We start from the raw sequence: 18,827 nt of genomic DNA on the forward strand, positions 1-18,827 counted from the left end.
CCAATATATGCCCATACGTGAGAATTTCAACCGACCGATAATGCCGGCATTGGCCGAAAGAACGGTTTTGCGAAAGCTTTTATTAATACAGGTCGTATCAGGGCTGTTACCCGGATCCATACCTTTGGGGATGCGTACAGGCTTTATCCGTACTTCCCTGTAATAGCTGATCGTCACCCTCTTTCCACTCACCCGAAGATTCGCTTGAACAAACTGAAATCAGGCGTGAATTTTTCCGTTCCTTTGGTCCCCAGCAAAAAACCGACGGGTTTTAAGCTCTCGATATTCTCACAAACAATTTTCAGCATAGCCAGGTAGGGGATCACCATAAACATACCCGGCAGTCCCCAGATCATTCCGCCTGCGATGAGTGAAAGAATAGTTACCAGCGGATTAATTTGTACATAAGACCCGGTAATATTGGGCGTGAGAATATTATTCTCAATAAATTGAATCACAAAAAACTGTCCGATCACTCCCAGTGCAAGACCGGGTGTTTGAGTCGTTAAAACGAAAAGAAAGGCGACCAAATAGCCGAGTACCGTACCCAGATAGGGAATCAGGTTAAAAAGTGCAGCTATAAAGCCCAGCAAAAGGGCGTATTCTACTCCTATCAGGTAAAATCCAAGGCTGTTCAACCCCACCAGGATAAAACATACAATAAACAGCCCCTTCAGGTATTTAGGTACGATTTTAGCAGCCTGATCAATAATATTCTGTGCAACTTTTTCTTGTTGCTCCGGGATCAGCATGGAGACAAATGTTCGAAATTTATCACGGTAAAACAGAAGCAGGAAAGTATAAACCGGCAGAAGTCCGATCGTTAAGATGGTATTGGCCGTCCCCGTAAAGAATTCAGATAGATATGCTCCCGATCCACGGATACTTTCAATGATAGAGTCCAGCTGCTCGGCTGTAACCCCGAAGGTGCGTCCCAGTGCCCAGCGGAACCGGGTAATATTCGTATCCATCTGTTCTTTTATTCGGGGCAGATCTTCTGAAAAGGTAATCACCAGCAGGGTGATGCCATAAATAATACCCGTCAACAAAGCAAACGAGCCGATAATCAGCAGAAGATTTGTGGCAATCCTGGGGATATTCCATTGCTCCATTTTTTGAGCGGTGGGAAACAGGAGATAGGCAAATAAAATGGAAAGAAGAAGCGGAACCAAAAGCTGGCGGGCGACCAGTAATGCGGCTATGACAGCAAATAACAACAGGAGCCGTATGAGATAGCGAAGTGCAATGGGGTATTTTTCCATGAGTATGATTCTTTAAAATATCGTACGGCCGACATGATTGAACGCCCGGTCGGTAAGAGCATAAATTTACAGGATATGTTCGAATTCTTCTAACAAAAGCTCCTGCAGCCGCGGCTTATTTTTCGAAGTGATGCGGCTTGCCAGATCCAAGGCACATCCCCAGGAAAGCGTTGCACCCGCACCACCGTGACCATAGTTATGATAGACCGTTTTGCCGTACATTGTTTCGTGATCGAGACGCAAACCTTCCTCTTTATTTCGTACGTATCGGTAACCGATGAAAGGATACAGCTCGTCAGAGGGACGGAGCGACTGGTGATAGGTTGTTTCCAGAATATCTTTGTTTATATCAATAATAGCTGAGGGTATGGCGAGGCCGCCAATCTGATAACTTTCAGCATTTTTTTTTGAGAATTCTGTGGTTGGGCTGCTCAGGTAACCGGTTTCGCGGCTTCCACCTAACATCCAGCCGTCTTCGCGGGGGTAGCAATAGACATCACAGGCTTCCCCCGAAGGATCGGAATAGACAGAAGCTTTCGGCGTATAGTTGTAGGAAATGATATTACCGCCGGCCCCTATGATCAGCGGAGCTCCCGGCTTGTGCAGTAAATGTCCCCGCATGACAAGCTGCTCATCCAGCGGATCGTCGAACAGCTCCAGGCTGCCCGTCCCGCTGCAGTTGACCAGAATATCCGCCGGCAGGGTGGGGAGGTCTTCGGTTCTCACTGTACGCCGGTTAATGTGGCCGCCCGATTGTTTATAGCATGCGGTCAAAGCGGGAAAGTACCGGGGCCAGTCGGCAAAAATACAGTTGAAGGCCCAGCCGTACAGGTTTTGCGAGCAGGACCGGCGTGGAATTTCCTGCGGGGAGAGTTCCATTACGGGATGGAAGTCAAGCATCCAGTTGCGGTATTCGGGCTCATCCTGTTCAAACTCAAAAATTTCAAAATGCCGGTGGATCGATAGACCGGAAAAGAACCGTTTACGGAGTTCGTAGAAAAATGATTGTGAGGTACGAAAGAGCTCTTTCAGCTGGTCGGAATAAAAGGAATGGGGAATGACCGAAGCGGCCGGGAACAGGCTGGCAAATTCGGGATGAGCATTTTTATCTGAAATTTGTCCGGCTTCTTTATCCGTATAGATCACTGTTTCATAACCCAGAAGCTGCAGCGTAAGCGCGGTCGTCAATCCCGATACCCCGCTGCCGATGACAATAATTTTATCGAAATTCATAGGGGAGTAAATTTATATATGCAGAAACCTTTGCAAAATTGTTGTCTTTCCCATGGCTTTATGTTCGCAATTTCAACCTCCCATAGATGGTATATCTATATACTGCGGTTTTAATATCGCTTAGGGTTTAGTAATGAACCAATCCCTCTGATTTTCAAATTCCTCGCCTAACGAGCTAGTGGTTTGCATTTCAGTCTGTACCATTCGCATTGTCATTCCATGGTAAATGATCGAGGTCCATATTTCCGCCGCTAATGATGACGCCCACCCTTTTTTGTTCGATATCGATCCGGTTAAAAACAGCGGCCACCGGTACGGCCGAAGAGGGTTCGATGATCATTTTCATCCGCTCCCATACAAAACGCATTGCATCGAGAATCTCCTGTTCATTAACGGTGATGATATCATCCACATGTTGTTGAATACAGCGAAAGGTCAGTTCACTAAGCGATGTTCGCAGTCCGTCCGCCACGGTTTCGGTGCTCTGCACAGGGTGCAGCATACCGGTGTTAAAGGACAGGCAGGCATCGTTGGCTACTTCAGGTTCAACGCCTATTATGGTGGTCTCCGGGGACAATGCCGATGCAGCAATAGCGCTGCCGCTAATGAGTCCACCGCCCCCAATGGGAACCAGCATCATATCCAGCTCCGGCTGTTCCTGCAGCAATTCCAGCGCTGCAGTTCCCTGACCCATAATAATATGGGGGTTGTCATAGGGATGGATAAAGTCGGCTCCCGTCTGTTGAACCACCTCTTCAAGGGTCGTTTCCCGTGCTTCCTGGGTAGCTTCGCAAAAAGTAATATCAGCCCCGTACTCCCGGACCGCATTTACTTTCACCCGGGGAGCATTCTCCGGCATCACAATATGAGCAGGGATATTCCTGACCCGGGCTGCCAGGGCCACCGCTTGCGCGTGATTGCCGGACGAATGGGTTGCAACGCCTTGGGGATTACCCGCAGGTAATAATTCTGCGACGGCATGGGTGGCCCCCCGGTATTTGAAAGCCCCGGTTTTCTGGAAATTTTCGCACTTAAAAAAAACGGCTCCACCGGCGCGGTCATTTACTTTTTCACTGCTTAACACCGGCGTTCGATGAGTATAGGAACCAATGTTTTGGTAAGCATGCCGGATGTCTGAAAATGATGGAATAGCCATGGGTGGGACCGATTGGTTGCGTTCTTTTTTCATTAACTATATCGTTTGTAATCATGAGTCGTTTTTTCTCAATTCGAAAATAACAAAATTTGATAATGAATGGCATGTTTTTGGGCAGAAGGGGATATAAAATTCAATACCGTCTTTTGGTACAACAGTATCGTGATTTTGCACAAGCCGGGATCACATTTACAAAAAAATATCACCGACATAGGTATGGTGACGGTTCACCGGTGCCGGGATGATCGGCTATATCTTTAACGGGTGTTCAAAGGAGGATGGTTTTCTTATAAAAAGGGGAATATACTATTGCAATCTCATTCGTAGAGGCATATGCTATTTTTTCCGATTTGGTGTGTAAATAAGGAGAAATTTACTGCAAAAATTTATTATAATTTAAAAAAAATTGAATAAGTGTATAAAATACCAGATAATACAGGTAGCAATAGTTCAACGGATATGGGAATAAGTTGCACAGTATCAGCAAATATGGGTAGGTAAATGGGAAGAATCAGAGGATATCGTTCATTTCTTAAAACCTGTTTACGCACAGGGAGCAATTAGTCAGTGCAAAAAATTACCCTCCAGAGAACAAATAACATACAGCGTTAACGTTAACTTAAGAAAGGATTATGATGGATATTAAAGCGATACGGAAAACAGTCGCATGGCCGGACAGCACTTCGGTTTTTAAAAGGTTTGTTTTCAGGTACAGGTCTTTATTTTGTAACGGCATGCTGGTGATGGCATTTCTACTGCTGGGACTGTTAACTTCAGTTCAGGCCCAGAAGGCAACGGTTTCCGGAACCGTTGTCGACGGGGAGGGGGAACCACTGCCAGGCGTTAATATCAGTATTCAGGGGACCACCCAGGGGACGACTACCGGTTCTGACGGCCAGTATGAATTAGACGTTCCCTCCCTCGAAGAGACGCTGATATTTTCTTTTATCGGTTTTCAGCGGCAGGACGTGAAAATCAACGGGAGAGAGACGATTGATGTGCAACTGGTTCCGGAAACCTACTCGGGCGGGGAACTCGTGGTTGTGGGATACGGGACCCGGGAACGGGAAACCCTGACAGGATCCGTGAGTGCCGTCGGGGGAGAGGAACTTCAAAAAACCCCGGTGACGAATGTCTCTAATTCCATAGGGGGACGCCTGCCGGGAGTTGTAACGGTCACCAGCAGTGGTGAGCCGGGATACGACGGTTCTACGATCCGTATCCGGGGACAGCAGACCCTGGGTAATAACAATCCCCTGATTGTCATCGACGGGGTTCCCAGTGACGCCGGTGCCCTCGACCGGCTGAATCCCCGCGATATTGAGGATATGAGTGTGCTTAAGGATGCTTCGGCAGCCATTTACGGATCACAGGCCGCCAACGGGGTCATCCTGGTTCAAACAAAGCGGGGAAGTGCGGGCGACGGTCCCCAGCTGACTATCGACTTCAACCAGGGATTCAACCAGCCTACCCGTATTCCGGATATGGCCGATGCCCCCACCTACCTTCAGATGCTCAATGAAATTAACATGTATGACGGTGAGGATCCCCGGTATACCCAAGAGCATATACAAAACCACCGAACCATCGGGGAACAGGACCCCTGGCTGTATCATGACACCGACTGGTTTGATGAGGCCCTGAAAGCGGTCTCCTATCAAACCCGTGCTGACATTGCCATGGCCGGTGGCAGCGAAAGCATGCAGTACCGGCTTTCCCTGGGTGCGCTAACCGAAGACGGCTACTATCAAAACAGTGCTACGCGGTATAACCAGTATAACTTCAGAAGCAATATCGATGGCCAGGTCAATGAGCATATAAACCTGCAGTTTGACGTGAGCGGACGCTTTGAAGATCGTAATTTTCCGACCCAGCCGGCGGGCGCTACGTTCCGCATGCTGATGCGGGGGAAACCCCACCTTCCGGCGTACTGGCCCAACGGACAGCCGGGTCCCGATATTGAGAACGGTCAAAACCCGGTGGTAACGGGGACCGATGCTACGGGATATGACCAGGACGACCGGTATTATCTCAATACCAACCTGGTAGCTGATATTGATATTCCCGGGGTAGAGGGATTGGGGGTTCGGGGGACCTTTTCCTATAACAAGGAAATGGCGGAGCGCAAAGTATGGCTCACTCCGTGGACCTTGTACAGCTTTGACGCTACGGCCTACGAATCCCAGGGCGGGGACCCTGCGCAGTATTTGACGGGGGCTTCAAGACCCAGCGGGCAGGAACCGCAGCTGGATCAGATGAGCGGGGACAGCTCCAGCGTGCTGGTCAACGCGGTGTTGGAATACCAGCGAGATTTTGAAAATCACTCCTTCGGCATAATCGGGGGAATAGAGCATCGCAGGAGCACCAACGCCTGGTTTGACGCATTCCGCCGCAATTATATCTCTCCTGCTATTGATCAGCTGTTTGCCGGGGGAGAAGAACTGCGTTCCAATGACGGAAGCGGGTATAACGAAGCATGGTTGAGCTATTTCAGCCGTATTAATTACGACTATCAAAGCAAGTATTTGATCGAGCTGGTGGGCCGGTACGACGGCTCGTATAAATTTCCCAAGGGCGATCGCTTCGGTTTTTTTCCGGCGGTGTCTGTAGGGTGGAGGTTAACAGAGGAGGAATTTTTTAGAAATAACGTAGGATTCTTTGATAATCTCAAAATCCGGGCGTCGTGGGGACAAACCGGTAATGATCGCGTTGATCCTTACCAGTATCTTGCCAGCTATGGGTTCGGTGACGGGTACATTTTTGGCGGGGGAACGGAAGTCCCGAGTTTGTACCAAACGCGTACGCCCAATCCGGCCATTACGTGGGAGGTTGCCAATCAGTTTGATATCGGCCTTGAAGCGGCCATACTGGATAACCGGTTTTCGTTCGAGATCGATTATTTTGATTACCTGAGAACCGATATTCTGACCCAGCGAAATGCTTCCGTACCCCAGACCTCGGGACTTACGCTCCCGGAAGAAAATATCGGCGAAGTCTCAAGCTACGGCGTGGACGGTTCGATCGCATGGAGAGATCAGGTAAACGAAGATTTCATTTATGATATAGCCCTGAATGCCGGGTGGTCGACCAATGAAATCAAATACTGGGATGAACCCCCGGGGGCACCGGAATGGCAGCGGTCTACCGGGGCAAAGATGGAAACTGATTTGTATTATGTGTCCGACGGCATTTTTCAGGACCAGGCAGAGGTAGAAAACAGCCCGACGTTTAATGACGATGTACGACCCGGGGACATCATTTTCAAAGACGTCGACGGGGATGGAGAAATTACGGCTGACGACCGTGTCCGCGTAGAAAGGAATGATATCCCGGAATGGACGGGGGGCGTTACCTTCTCGGGCAGTTATAAACAATTTGACTTCACGGCCTTCTTCCAGGGAGCCGCAGGCGCTTCACAGTATATCCAAACCGAGTCCGGCGAATTTGGAAACTATTTTGCCGAATTTGCGGAGAAGCGGTGGCGGCCAGATCCTGAGAATCCGATGCAAATGCATCCGGACCAGGATTATGCAGAAGGGCCCCGAGCTTTTAATCGTGTGGAAGAGTATTGGATAGCTAATCAGAACACTTATTTCTTCAGAAAAACGGATTACCTGCGCCTTAAGACGTTGGAGGTCGGCTATAATATGCCGGCGGATTTGACCAGCAGCATAGGAATCCGGAATATGCGTATCTACCTGAACGGATTTAATCTGTTTACATGGGATTCCTTTAATCTGATGGATCCGGAGTCCGATAATGACAGTGGCGCCTACTATCCGCAAAAAAGGGTGTTTAACGCCGGAATTTCCCTGACATTTTAAGCACTAAATATTTTCTGATTATTATGAAAAACTTAAGTTATATATCAACCTTATTTTGCCTGATCCTGGTGACTGCAACGGCCTGCGACATGCAGAGCGTATTGGATGAGGAGCCGGTAGATCAGATCTCCGAGGAAGCGATCTGGGACGACCCGGCCCTCATCGAGGCCTATATCAACGATATTTATCTCGGTATGGGCCATGGCCTGTATGAAGTCATGCTTTCATCGGCTGCTGATGAAACACACTTTACTCATGGCTACGGGGTCCCGCAAATCGTAGAATCAAATGTGTCCCCGAGCGACCGGGGGAGTTTCGGAAGCCGTGATGATTATAACCACTGGGACTGGGAGGATCTCTATTTTCGCATTCAGCAGGTGAATACCTTGCTGGCAGAAATAGAAGATTCCGCTATCGAGGACCAGGCTGTCATCGATTCCTACATCGGGCAGGCTCATTTCCTGCGCGCCTACTTTTACCATAACCTGTTGCGTATCTACGGCGGGGTTCCGATTCTTACCGAACCTGCATCTTTAAATGATGAGGATTTGACTCCTCCGCGCAACAGTTTTGCCGAAACGGTCGACTTTATTGTTGCAGAAGCTGATTCGGCTGCCGCATTGCTTCCGCCTGAACAGACGGGAGAAGATTTAGGCCGCGCCAGTGCAGCGGCAGCATTGGCTCTTAAATCACGAATCCTGCTATATGCCGCCAGTGACCTGGCCCATGAAAATCCCGGCGGCGTGGAGGTGACCGGCTATACCGGTGGAGCAGACCAGCAGCAGATGTGGCGGGAAGCCAAAGAGGCCGCCCGGGCGGTCATGGATCTGGGGATCTATAGCCTCTATCTACCTGAGCCCGAAAACCAGGAAGCAGCTGCACAAAATTATTACCAGCTGTTTCTTACGGAAGCTCCGGAAAACCCTGAAACCATCATGGAACGGTATTTCCTGGAAACACGGGACGACGGGCACAATCCCGGCCTGGATAACGGTCCCAACGGCTACTACAACTGGGCGGGAAATACACCGGTGCAAAACCTGGTAGATGATTACCAGATGGAGGACGGTTCTGAATTTGACTGGAATAATCCTGATCATGCTTCAGATCCATATGAAGACCGGGATCCCCGTTTTGAAGCATCCATCCTTTATGATGGTGCCGAATGGATGGAACGACCCGATGACGCTTCCGCCGCCTTTGATGCGGACGGGGTTATTCAAACCGTTATGGAGCTTGATTTGGGCGATGCCACGGTAGCAGGGGTTGATACCCGGGGCGGGCCTATAGAAGACTGGAACGGTACATACACCGGTTACTACCTCAAAAAGTTTATCCGGGATGATATGCACCACGGACAAAATAACAAACAGGAGGGGTCGTGGATTTTCTTCCGGTATACCGAGATCTTATTAAATTATGCGGAGGCTTCTATTGAATTAGGCGAATACGGGGATGCCCGCAGGGAACTCAATAAAATCAGAACCCGTGCCGGCATGCCGACTTATACTTCAATCGCCGGGGAGGAGCTGATGGAGGAATACCGGAATGAACGGCGGATTGAGATGGCTTTTGAAGAGCAACGCTATTTTGATGTCCGACGGTGGATGATCGCTCCGGAAGTGATGGATGAAGATGCCCGGCGCATCTATATTACGGCTGACGCAGAAGAGCAGTCCGATCGCAGTACGTATTCGAATTACGAGTACGAAGTACGAACGGTGGGACCCGGGAGCCGATCCTGGGATGATAAGATGTATTTCCAGCCCATACCCTTTGAGGAGATGAACCGGAACGATGAGCTGGAGCAAAACCCGGGGTATTAACTATGGAGTTAACTATGTATTTGAGGTATCGAAAACAAGGGGGGGGTTTTGTTCAATACCAACCCCCGAGCGATGTCAAAACCACTGTGTATAGATTACACATGAGGATGTCAAAATCGCGAAAATGTAAAGATTGGGCAAAACAACGATTTTGCAAAGGCCTCTGTCAAAACATGAGGCTCCATTAATAACTTCACTATCCGTTTATGGAAGATAATTCGCTCTTCTTGTTATTTCATCCGGTACGGTGAAATTTCATTAGTGGCTCTAAAGAGTAAACCTTTTGTTTAGTCTATGTGGATGAAGGGACGCTGTTTCCGATATCTTCGCTACGCACATCCGGAAACAGGGCAGGGATAGACAGAGGTAAAATAATCTTTGTGAAATCAGATGCATATTAGCTTCATCGGGAACTCAACCTTATCCCTTTTGCCCCCGTTTTGGATAAAAGATGTTTTTAAATAGATTATTTCTTTTATTCATTAGCGGGGACATAAGCAGGTAGTGTGAATCCGTTCTGTGGTTGATTGACGTGAAGGTCTCTTGACTTAGCCATGCTTTAAGGTCATGGGACACGGGAAGGCAATTTTAAAACCAACCGCAGATGGCATCAGGATTAATTGTAGGGTAGATGGCAACTTCATTATTATAGGATGTAACCTTCATAATCAGGAAAAAAGCAGGTAACGATGGACCGAAAAAAATTCTTACAGCGAAGCGCGATGGCGGGGGCTTCGGCGCTGGCGGCCGGGCCGGCGGCACTGGGGCGAAGCAGGAGCCGGGCGGTGCAGCCGGACTCCCGGCAGGATACCTTTAATTTGAACTACGCGCCTCATTTCGGCATGTTTCGCCACCACGGGGGCGAGGACCTGATTGACCAGATAAAATTTATGTCGGATGCCGGATTCACCGCCTTCGAGGACAACGGGCTGATGGGACGATCGCCGGCCACTCAGGAGCGAATAGGGGAGGAACTGGCCCGCCAGGGCATGCAGATGGGCGTTTTTGTTATAGACAAGGGAGGCAACGCGGCGAATTCCTTTACGGCGGGCAAGCCCGAGCATACCGAGATTTTCGTGGAGGCCTGCCGGCAAGCGGTTGAAGTGGCCAAGCGCGTGGACGCCACGTGGATGACGGTGGTTCCGGGCAATTTTACCCGGGAGCTGCCGATCGGTATCCAGACCAGTCATGTGATTGACACGCTCCGCCGCGGGGCCGAAGTGCTGGAGCCCCACGGGTTGGTGATGGTGCTGGAGCCGCTGAGCGATACCCCGGACCTTTTCCTTCGTACTTCGGATCAAACCCACATGATATGCCGGGCTGTCGACAGTCCCTCCTGCAAGATCCTCTACGATATTTACCACATGCAGAAGAACGAGGGCCGGCTGATCACCAACATCGACCGGTGCTGGGACGAGATTGCCTATTTCCAGCAGGGGGATGTCCCGGGCCGAAACGAACCGGGCACCGGCGAAATCAACTACCGGAACGTTTTTGCCCACATTTACCAAAAAGGTTTTGACGGCATCCTTGGGATGGAACACGGCAACGCGAAGGAGGGCAAGGAAGGCGAGGCGGCCGTTATCGAGGCCTACCGGTCGGCCGACAATTTTCGTTGACGGGACCGCGCAGCTGCTGCACTATATAAAGCGCCGGGAAGGTCCGGGCGTTTGACGATATAATGATTAATTAATATAACGGGAAGAAACATAATGAGTACAATAACCGACAAGCAGACAGATAACAACCAACAACAGAAGATATCACGCAAAGATTTTGTGAAGGCTTCTTCGCTGGCGGCCGGGGGACTGATGGTGGGGAGCTTGCCTTTTAGCGGGCGAGCGCAACAAGCAGGGGCGGCGACCCTGAAAGTAGCGCTGGTGGGCTGCGGGGGACGCGGTACGGGTGCTGCGCGGCAGGCGCTGAGCACCGGGGAGGGCGTGCAGCTGGTGGCCATGGCCGACGCCTTCCGCGACCGGCTCGATGACAGCTTCGAGACACTGACCAACGTTTTTGCCGAAGAAGCCCCCGAGAAGATCAACGTGCCGGAGGAACACAAATTTACCGGTTTCGATGGCTACAGGGAGGCAATCGGCCTGGCCGATGTGGTGATCCTGGCAACCCCTCCGGGCTTCCGTCCCTACCACTTTGAGGCGGCGATCGATGCGGGCAAGCATGTCTTTATGGAAAAGCCGCTGGCAACCGATGCCCCGGGCGTACGCAAGGTCCTGGAAGTGGGCGAAAGGGCCGACCAGAAGGGCCTCAATGTGGTGGTGGGACTGCAGCGGCACTACCAGAACAGCTACCGCGAGGCGATACAAAGAATTGACGACGGGGCGGTCGGGGATATCCTGTCGGGACAGGTGTACTGGAACAGCGCGGGCGTATGGGTGCGGCCGCGGGAGCCCCACCAGAACGAGATGGAATACCAGATGCGGAACTGGTACTATTTTGTGTGGCTGTGCGGTGATCATATTATGGAGCAGCATATTCACAATATAGACGTGGCCAACTGGTTTATCGGGGAATATCCGTCCAGCGCCCAGGGCATGGGGGGACGAGAGGTCCGCACGGGCCGTGAGCACGGGCAGATTTTCGATCATCACTTTGTGGAGTTCACCTACCCGAGCGGGGCGGTTGTGGCCAGCCAGTGCCGCCACCAGCCGGATACGATGAACCGGGTGGCCGAATTCTTCCAGGCTACCGGGGGCACGATCGATACGTCCGGGGACCGGGCCGTGTTGAAAAGCCGGGACGGGCAGACCCTTTATGAGCATAATGCGGACGAAGACCCTAACCCGTACCAACAGGAACACAATGAGTTGTTTGCAGCGATCCGCAACGGGGAGCAGATCAATGATACCGAAAATGGAGCCAAAAGTACGCTGACGGCGCTGATGGGCCGGATGGCGACTTATTCGGGAAAAGTGATCGGCTGGGAGGAAGCGCTGAATTCGGAGCTGAGCGTAATGCCCGAGGAATTCAGCTGGGAGGCCGCCCCGCCGGTGGTGCCCGATGAGAGCGGATTCTACCCGGTACCCGTGCCCGGACAGACGGAAGTGCTGTAGGTAAGCGCGGAAGAACCGAAAAGGCGATGTCCCCAATCAGGGATATTGCCTTTTTTATTCGTACAAGGGCCTGTCCACCCGGCTGATGACAGGTGATAAAGCAGGACAGAAAGTATATGATTGCAGCCAAAACACTGGTAAATAATACCGGAATTTTCTGGATAATCGCGCTTCTCTTTACGGGCTGTACAACCTCTGAAGATTTGGAGTGGCACCGGGAAGAGGGCTACCGGTGGGCGGAATTGACTCCGGGTTTTTTTGGGAGCACTGGTTTCCAGAAACTGGATTCCACCGATACCGGTATCCGGTTTCGGAATTCCGTGAGCCGGGAACGCATTGAAGAAAACCGTAACTTTTTAAATGGTTCAGGCGTTTCCACCGCTGATGTGGACGGAGATGGCTGGGTGGACATTTACCTGGCCCGGCTCGAAGGTCCCAATAAGCTGTACCGGAACCGGGGAAACTTTGAATTTGAGGACATAACTGAGAAAGCTAATCTTGCGCATGAGGGGTATCACTCTACCGGGGTCGTCTTCGCAGATGTCAATGGTGATTCCCATCCCGATCTTTTGGTTACTTCCCTGGCTAAAAGGAACGAACTCTATCTTAATGATGGAGAGGGACATTTTACGCTAAAGGAAGACAGCGGACTGGGCCCGTCAGAAGGCAGCAATACCATGGCGCTGGCCGATATAGATAACGACGGTGATTTGGACCTGTATATTACGAATTACAAACTGAGGACCGTCCGTGATATCTACCCGGCAGAGGAGTTGTCCACCGAAAATACGGTACGCAGGGAGGGCGACTCACTGGTGGTGATCCCGCCGTTTGACAAGTATTATGGCATTATTGAAACTGAAGGACAATCGTACCGCAATGAATACGGGGCCAAAGATGAACTGTATATAAACCAGGGAGGGAGTTCGTTTCGGAAGGCGGTTAATGACAAAGATTATTTTTTAGCGGCCGATGGAAGCCAGGAGGGACTTTCGAGGGACTGGGGACTGACGGCGAAGTTTCAGGATGTGAATGGGGACGGTTATTCCGATTTATATGTTGCCAATGACTTTTGGACGCCCGACCGCATGTGGATGAACCAGGGAAACGGGACGTTTCGGAGCGTAGATCGTAATGCGATCCGCAACATGAGCTTTTCTGCCATGGGCGTTGACTTCTCTGATATCAACAGGGATGGAGCGGTTGATATTTTTGTCTCTGAAATGTTGAGCAGTAGCCACCAGCGGCGCTTGCGCCAGCTATCCGAGCATTTGGATCCAATAGAGGGACGTCCCCAGTACAACCGTAATTCGCTTTATCTGAATCGCGGAGATCTTACGTTTGCTGAAATTTCGAGTTACAGCAACGTCACGGCTACCGAGTGGTCGTGGGCAACCAATTTTTTGGATATCGACCTGGATGGTTATGAAGATCTGATTATCACGACGGGCTATGCCTATGATTACCAGGATATTGATACCCAGATACAGCTCAACAGTCGGAGCGGTTCCCCCGGGAGCATGCAGCGTAGAAACGATATTATAACCTACCCGCGGCTGGCTTTGCCCAACCAGATGCTTCGGAATAACCGGGATCTTACCTTTTCCGATAAAAGTGTGGACTGGGGATTTTCTGAAGATGATATTTCGCTGGGCCTGGCCCTTGCTGATCTGGATAACGACGGGGACGCCGATTTTGTGATCAACCGGTTTAACCAGGCGGCGCTTGTCTACCGGAATGAGACGAATGCGCCTCGTATAGCGGTGCAGCTAAGCGGAGAGGCGCCCAACACCGGCGGGATCGGGGCGAAGGTCACCCTGACAGGTGCATCCGTGGATCAGCAAAAAGAAATGAGCGCGGGCGGCAGCTATGTTTCCGGTCCCCAGCCGATGCTTTTTTTTGCAGCTGAGTCCGGGGACAAGCTCCATGGGCTGACCGTTCAATGGCCTGACGGCTCGACCACTCACATTGACAGCGTGAAGGCCAACAGGGTGTATGATATCGAACAATCCTTGTCCCGGGCAAATGTTAAAAGTCCCTCGAAAGAAAAAGAAACGGAGTCGGCTACTTCATTATTCCAGGAGGTATCGGATGAAATAGGATACATTCACCATGAGGATCCCTATACCGATGTCAATGTGCAGCCGCTTTTGCCGGTTCTGCTGAGCAGGCAGGGCCCGGGCATCGCCTGGATTGATTACGAAGGGGATGGAGACGATGATCTGTTTATAGCTTCTGGCAAAGGGGGACGGACGGGCATCTTTGAAAATACAGGTGAGGGAGAGTTTGAACCGCTTGTACCGGATGGTCCGCGTTCCACCGCCCCGGGTGATCAAACGACGATTTTAGGCTGGCATACCCGGAAAGGACTACATCTCATAACAGGCAGCGCCAATTTTGAGCAGGGTGATCCCCGTGTCCCTTCTGCGCTGTCCTATATCGTAAATGGGGGTAATGCCCCGGATATGGTGCAGAAAATCCCGGGTATTTTGTCCACTACAGGACCGCTGGCTGCTTCCGATTATGATGGGGACGGGGATGTGGATCTTTTTGTAGGAGGACGTTTTAAACCGGGGGAATATCCGAGGGATGCTTCTTCGAGACTCTTTCGAAATGAAAAGGGACGGTTTGTGCCGGATCGGGTAAATTCAAAAAAGCTTGATGAAACAGGATTGGTGTCGGGGGCCGTGTTTACGGATTACGACGGGGACGGGGATCAGGACCTGCTGCTTAGCCGCGCCTGGGACTCCATACTGTTGCTGGAAAATCAGAATGGACTGTTTGTCGATATAAGCTCGGAAGCCGGACTACAGAAGTTCAAAGGCTGGTGGAACGGGGTGGCGACCGGGGACTTTAATAATGACGGGCGTCCCGATATCGTTGCCGGGAATATCGGTAGCAACAGCGTTTATCAACCTGACGAAGAATACCCGTTGAAACTGTACTACAGCGACTTTGACATGGATGGCACCCTGGATATCATTGACAGCTACTACAATACCACGCTGCAGGCGTACGTGCCTCGGCGAAAACTGTATGATTTCGATTCCATGCCGTCGGTATTGGGAAGGATTAATTCTCATAAGCAATTTGCCCGCTCATCCGTAGGCGAGATAACAGGCCAGGATGTGGCTACCATCCCCTCCAGGGAAATAAACACCGTCGAGCAGATGCTATTTATAAATACAAAGGAAGGCTTTGAGGCGGCTCCGTTGCCTGTCACGGCTCAATTTTCTGCGGCTTTCCATACCGGAATTGCTGACTTTAACAGTGACGGGAACGAGGACCTGTTTCTGAGTCAAAATAACTTTGCCTTCCCGGATAACATTCCCCGGCTGGATGCGGGACGGGGCCTGTTGCTGCTGGGAGACGGCGACGGGTCATTTGAGGTGGTAAGGGGACGGGAAAGCGGTATCATGATCTATGGCCAGCAGCGAGGCGCTGCCGTAAGCGATTTTAATGGCGACGGGCGTCCCGATTTAGCGGTAACCCAAAATGAGGGCCCGGTTAAGCTCTACAGGAACCGCGGGTCGAAACCGGGCATTCGAATCCGGCTCGCCGGTCCCCCTGAAAACAGGGACGCCATCGGCTCCGGGATGAGAGTACGATATGAGGATGGCAGCAGGGGACCCCTGAGAGAAGTACAGGCGGGGACGGGCTACTGGTCGCAGCACAGCACGACCCCCGTTATGGGTGCGGCGGGAAAAGCGGTGGCATTGGAGATATACTGGTTTGACGGAGAGACGGATACGGTGGATATATCTTCCGGCGCCGGGAGCGAAAAAGAATATATTATTCGTTATTAAAAAAGCACATATGGTTGTTATTAGCTTGTGTTTCTCCCAAATATTTATGGTAAATGGATGGGACCTGTTGATCTATCGATAAAAAAGATTTATATATCATATATAATATATTATTGCTGTGTTTATGAATAACTCATTTCGTTCTCAATCTGTGGTGGATCACCCTGCCGTACCGGCTCAAAGAGTATGCCTGTACTTGCTCCTTGTGATGGTCGTTGTCGGCTTCGGCTGTTCATCCCCCCGTCCGATAACAGGCGGAAAGGAAGCCGATAAGCCGGAAGAGCCCGTGAAGCCCACGGCGCCGGAAGAACCGGAAGTCCCCCCGTACCACCCACCCGCAATGGCAGAGGAGATAAGTCCCTACCTGACTTATTCAATCGAAACACCGTATGCGGATATCCCCGATACGCCCCGTGAATTCCGGGGCGCGTGGATTGCTACCGTCGATAATATTGACTGGCCTTCCGAACCCGGTCTTCCCGTCAAACAGCAAAAAATGGAGCTCACAGCGATGATGGACCGCGCAAAATCGTTACGCATGAATGCGATTATCCTACAGGTGCGTCCCGCTGCCGACGCCTTCTATCATTCCCCTTTTGAACCCTGGTCGGTGTACCTCACCGGACAGCAGGGTAAAGCTCCGGAGCCCTTTTACGATCCGCTGCAATTTGCGGTTAAAGAGGCCCACCGGCGCGGGTTGGAAATACATGCCTGGTTTAATCCTTTTCGGGCGTATCATCCTTCCGCTGACGGGGAAGGGGGACTGGCTCCGAATCATATTAAAAATCTGCATCCCGAGATGGTGGTCCGCTATGGGAGTTATTACTGGCTCGATCCCGGACAGGAGCGTGTTCAGCAGTATTCTATCAATATTATTACGGATGTCGTCCGGAGATATGATATTGACGGCGTGCACCTGGACGATTATTTTTATCCCTACCCGCTGCGTAAAAGCAATGGCGAGCACCTCACCTTTCCGGATGCGAGATCCTACGGCCAGCAGGGACAACGGAGGAGGATAGAGGACCGCAGTGAGTGGCGCCGGCAAAACGTCAATAATTTTATCCAGCGATTAAACACGGAAATCAAGCTCATTGATCCGCATGTCCGCTTCGGAATTTCTCCTTTTGGGATTTGGCGCCCGGGCTATCCCCGGCAGATTAAGGGTTTTGACGCCTTTAACAGGATTTATGCCGATGCCCGCAAGTGGCTGCAGGAGGGATGGGTTGATTACCTTGCTCCACAGCTATATTGGCCCATTGAAAAGCAGTCACAGAGTTTTCCGGTCTTGCTGGAATGGTGGCACCAGCAAAATGAGAAACAGCGCCATCTCTGGCCGGGTATTTATACAAGTAAACTGAACGCGCGGGCTGATGCATGGACAGTACAGGAAATTGAACGACAGATTGAAATTACAAACCATCACCGGGGAGCGACCGGCAGCATTCACTTTAGCATGAAGGCTCTTATGGAGAACAGGGACGGGAGGGATGCACTCTCCGGGTTATATCCGGAGGAAGCGCTGATACCTGCTACGCCCTGGCTGGACGATCACCCGCCGCCACGTCCCACCGCCGAGGTACTGGAATTAAGCGATCGCTATGTCATACAGGTAGAACCGAAGAGAGATAGGGGAAAAGAAACGGCTGTAGATATGGATCCCAGGCACTGGGTCGTAAAGCAGCGTTATGGCGACCAGTGGGAGACCAGTATCCACCCGGGATGGAAGGAACGGATTACGCTGCCTCCGTCAAATGGACACAGGCCCTTTACCGGTGCCGCGATCACTTTGGTCGATGAGCTCGGGAATGAAAGTGAACCTTATTTGGTCAGGGAAGTAAAAATTGTTACAGAGTGACCTGATCTGAACAAAAAGGGTGCCCATCATTCACCTATAGAAACCTTTGAAAAACCAGGAATTTTGTTCAGGGTCAGGGCCCCAGGAAGGTTGCCCTCGCAGCATATAGGCCATAGGTGAGAATTTCAAGCGACCGACAATGCCGACATTGGCCAAAAGACGGTTTTGCAAAGGTTTCCTGTAATCATGACCAGGCGCGGCCTACTTCGGAATAGGGCATGCAGGCGTTGTAGTGTCCGGGGACAATATTGGATTTGAGTTCTTCGGAGGCTCCGATTTCAGAGGTGTAATAGCCGACGACTGTGAACTCCTTCATCATAGGGAAGAACGGCTTAAGGTCCGAATCGGGCACGGGGTTGGGATTATCCTTTGCCTCCTGCTCCAGTTCTTCCATAAGAGTGATCTTATCCGCCTCCCCCAAATCAACAAAATTATTATCAAACCGGTTGTTACTCCGTTCGTCCACCTTGTCAAGCCCCTCAAGAAAATGCTCTTTTTCTTCTTCCGTGTTCCAGTTCGTGAGCATATGATCTATGTACTGATTCACCCTGGCAGCTTTGGCTCCGGGAGTATCGGTAGCCGGTATAATACGCTCCGCAAGCTGAGTCACCAATTCATTCTGGGCATCGGATAATGTTTGAGGCGTGAAGCTGCCGGTGCCGCTCCCGTTTTCAGCCGTACAGCCTCCCACAATCCCGGCGACGGTTGACAGGGAAAGAGCTCCTCCACTTAGAAAGGCGAGTTGTTTGATGGCTTCGCGTCTGTCCATAATGTATGTTAAGTCGTTAGTCCTG

Annotated in this window: 10 protein-coding genes; 6 read left to right on the plus strand and 4 right to left on the minus strand. The window is 51.0% G+C overall.

All coding sequences use genetic code 11. The features are described 5' to 3' along the window. Positions 1-188: 188 nt before the first annotated feature. From BUB16_RS09760 to BUB16_RS09770, 3 genes are all read right to left on the minus strand, one after another. Positions 189-1,262 (minus strand): AI-2E family transporter, encoded by a 1,074-nt coding sequence (locus BUB16_RS09760; protein ID WP_073063049.1) that lies wholly within the window; start codon positions 1,260-1,262, stop codon positions 189-191. 66 nt (positions 1,263-1,328) lie between these two features. After that, positions 1,329-2,495: an FAD-dependent oxidoreductase gene (locus BUB16_RS09765; protein ID WP_073063052.1), complete on the minus strand. Its 1,167-nt coding sequence runs from the start codon at positions 2,493-2,495 to the stop codon at positions 1,329-1,331. 190 nt (positions 2,496-2,685) lie between these two features. Beyond that, positions 2,686-3,684: a pyridoxal-phosphate dependent enzyme gene (locus BUB16_RS09770; RefSeq protein ID WP_244545671.1), complete on the minus strand. Its 999-nt coding sequence runs from the start codon at positions 3,682-3,684 to the stop codon at positions 2,686-2,688. A gap of 599 nt (positions 3,685-4,283) precedes the next feature. On the opposite strand from BUB16_RS09770, the gene BUB16_RS09775 reads away from it, so the two are divergent. From BUB16_RS09775 to BUB16_RS09800, 6 genes are all read left to right on the plus strand, one after another. Continuing rightward, a complete protein-coding gene (locus tag BUB16_RS09775) occupies positions 4,284-7,475 on the plus strand; it encodes a SusC/RagA family TonB-linked outer membrane protein (RefSeq protein WP_211483140.1) in 3,192 nt (1,063 codons plus the stop codon). A gap of 23 nt (positions 7,476-7,498) precedes the next feature. Next, positions 7,499-9,301, plus strand: coding sequence for a RagB/SusD family nutrient uptake outer membrane protein (locus tag BUB16_RS09780; protein ID WP_073063058.1), 1,803 nt, complete (start codon positions 7,499-7,501; stop codon positions 9,299-9,301). Positions 9,302-9,990: 689 nt separating this feature from the next. Continuing rightward, complete coding sequence (locus BUB16_RS09785; RefSeq protein ID WP_073063060.1) at positions 9,991-10,920, plus strand: hydroxypyruvate isomerase family protein; 930 nt, start codon at positions 9,991-9,993, stop codon at positions 10,918-10,920. A 93-nt stretch (positions 10,921-11,013) separates the two neighbouring features. After that, complete coding sequence (locus BUB16_RS09790; RefSeq protein WP_073063063.1) at positions 11,014-12,369, plus strand: Gfo/Idh/MocA family protein; 1,356 nt, start codon at positions 11,014-11,016, stop codon at positions 12,367-12,369. A 116-nt stretch (positions 12,370-12,485) separates the two neighbouring features. Continuing rightward, positions 12,486-16,175 (plus strand): CRTAC1 family protein, encoded by a 3,690-nt coding sequence (locus BUB16_RS09795; RefSeq protein WP_073063066.1) that lies wholly within the window; start codon positions 12,486-12,488, stop codon positions 16,173-16,175. A gap of 124 nt (positions 16,176-16,299) precedes the next feature. Next, positions 16,300-18,033: a glycoside hydrolase family 10-like protein gene (locus BUB16_RS09800; RefSeq protein ID WP_139240258.1), complete on the plus strand. Its 1,734-nt coding sequence runs from the start codon at positions 16,300-16,302 to the stop codon at positions 18,031-18,033. Positions 18,034-18,217: 184 nt separating this feature from the next. Here the strand turns inward: BUB16_RS09800 and BUB16_RS09805 are convergent, their stop codons facing one another. Next, the gene (locus BUB16_RS09805) at positions 18,218-18,802 is read right to left on the minus strand and encodes a gluconate 2-dehydrogenase subunit 3 family protein (protein WP_073063069.1); all 585 of its coding nucleotides are present in this window, start codon (positions 18,800-18,802) and stop codon (positions 18,218-18,220) included. Between the last annotated feature and the right edge of the window lie 25 nt (positions 18,803-18,827).

This window comes from Fodinibius roseus (assembly GCF_900129315.1).
Lineage (GTDB): Bacteria > Bacteroidota > Rhodothermia > Balneolales > Balneolaceae > Fodinibius > Fodinibius roseus.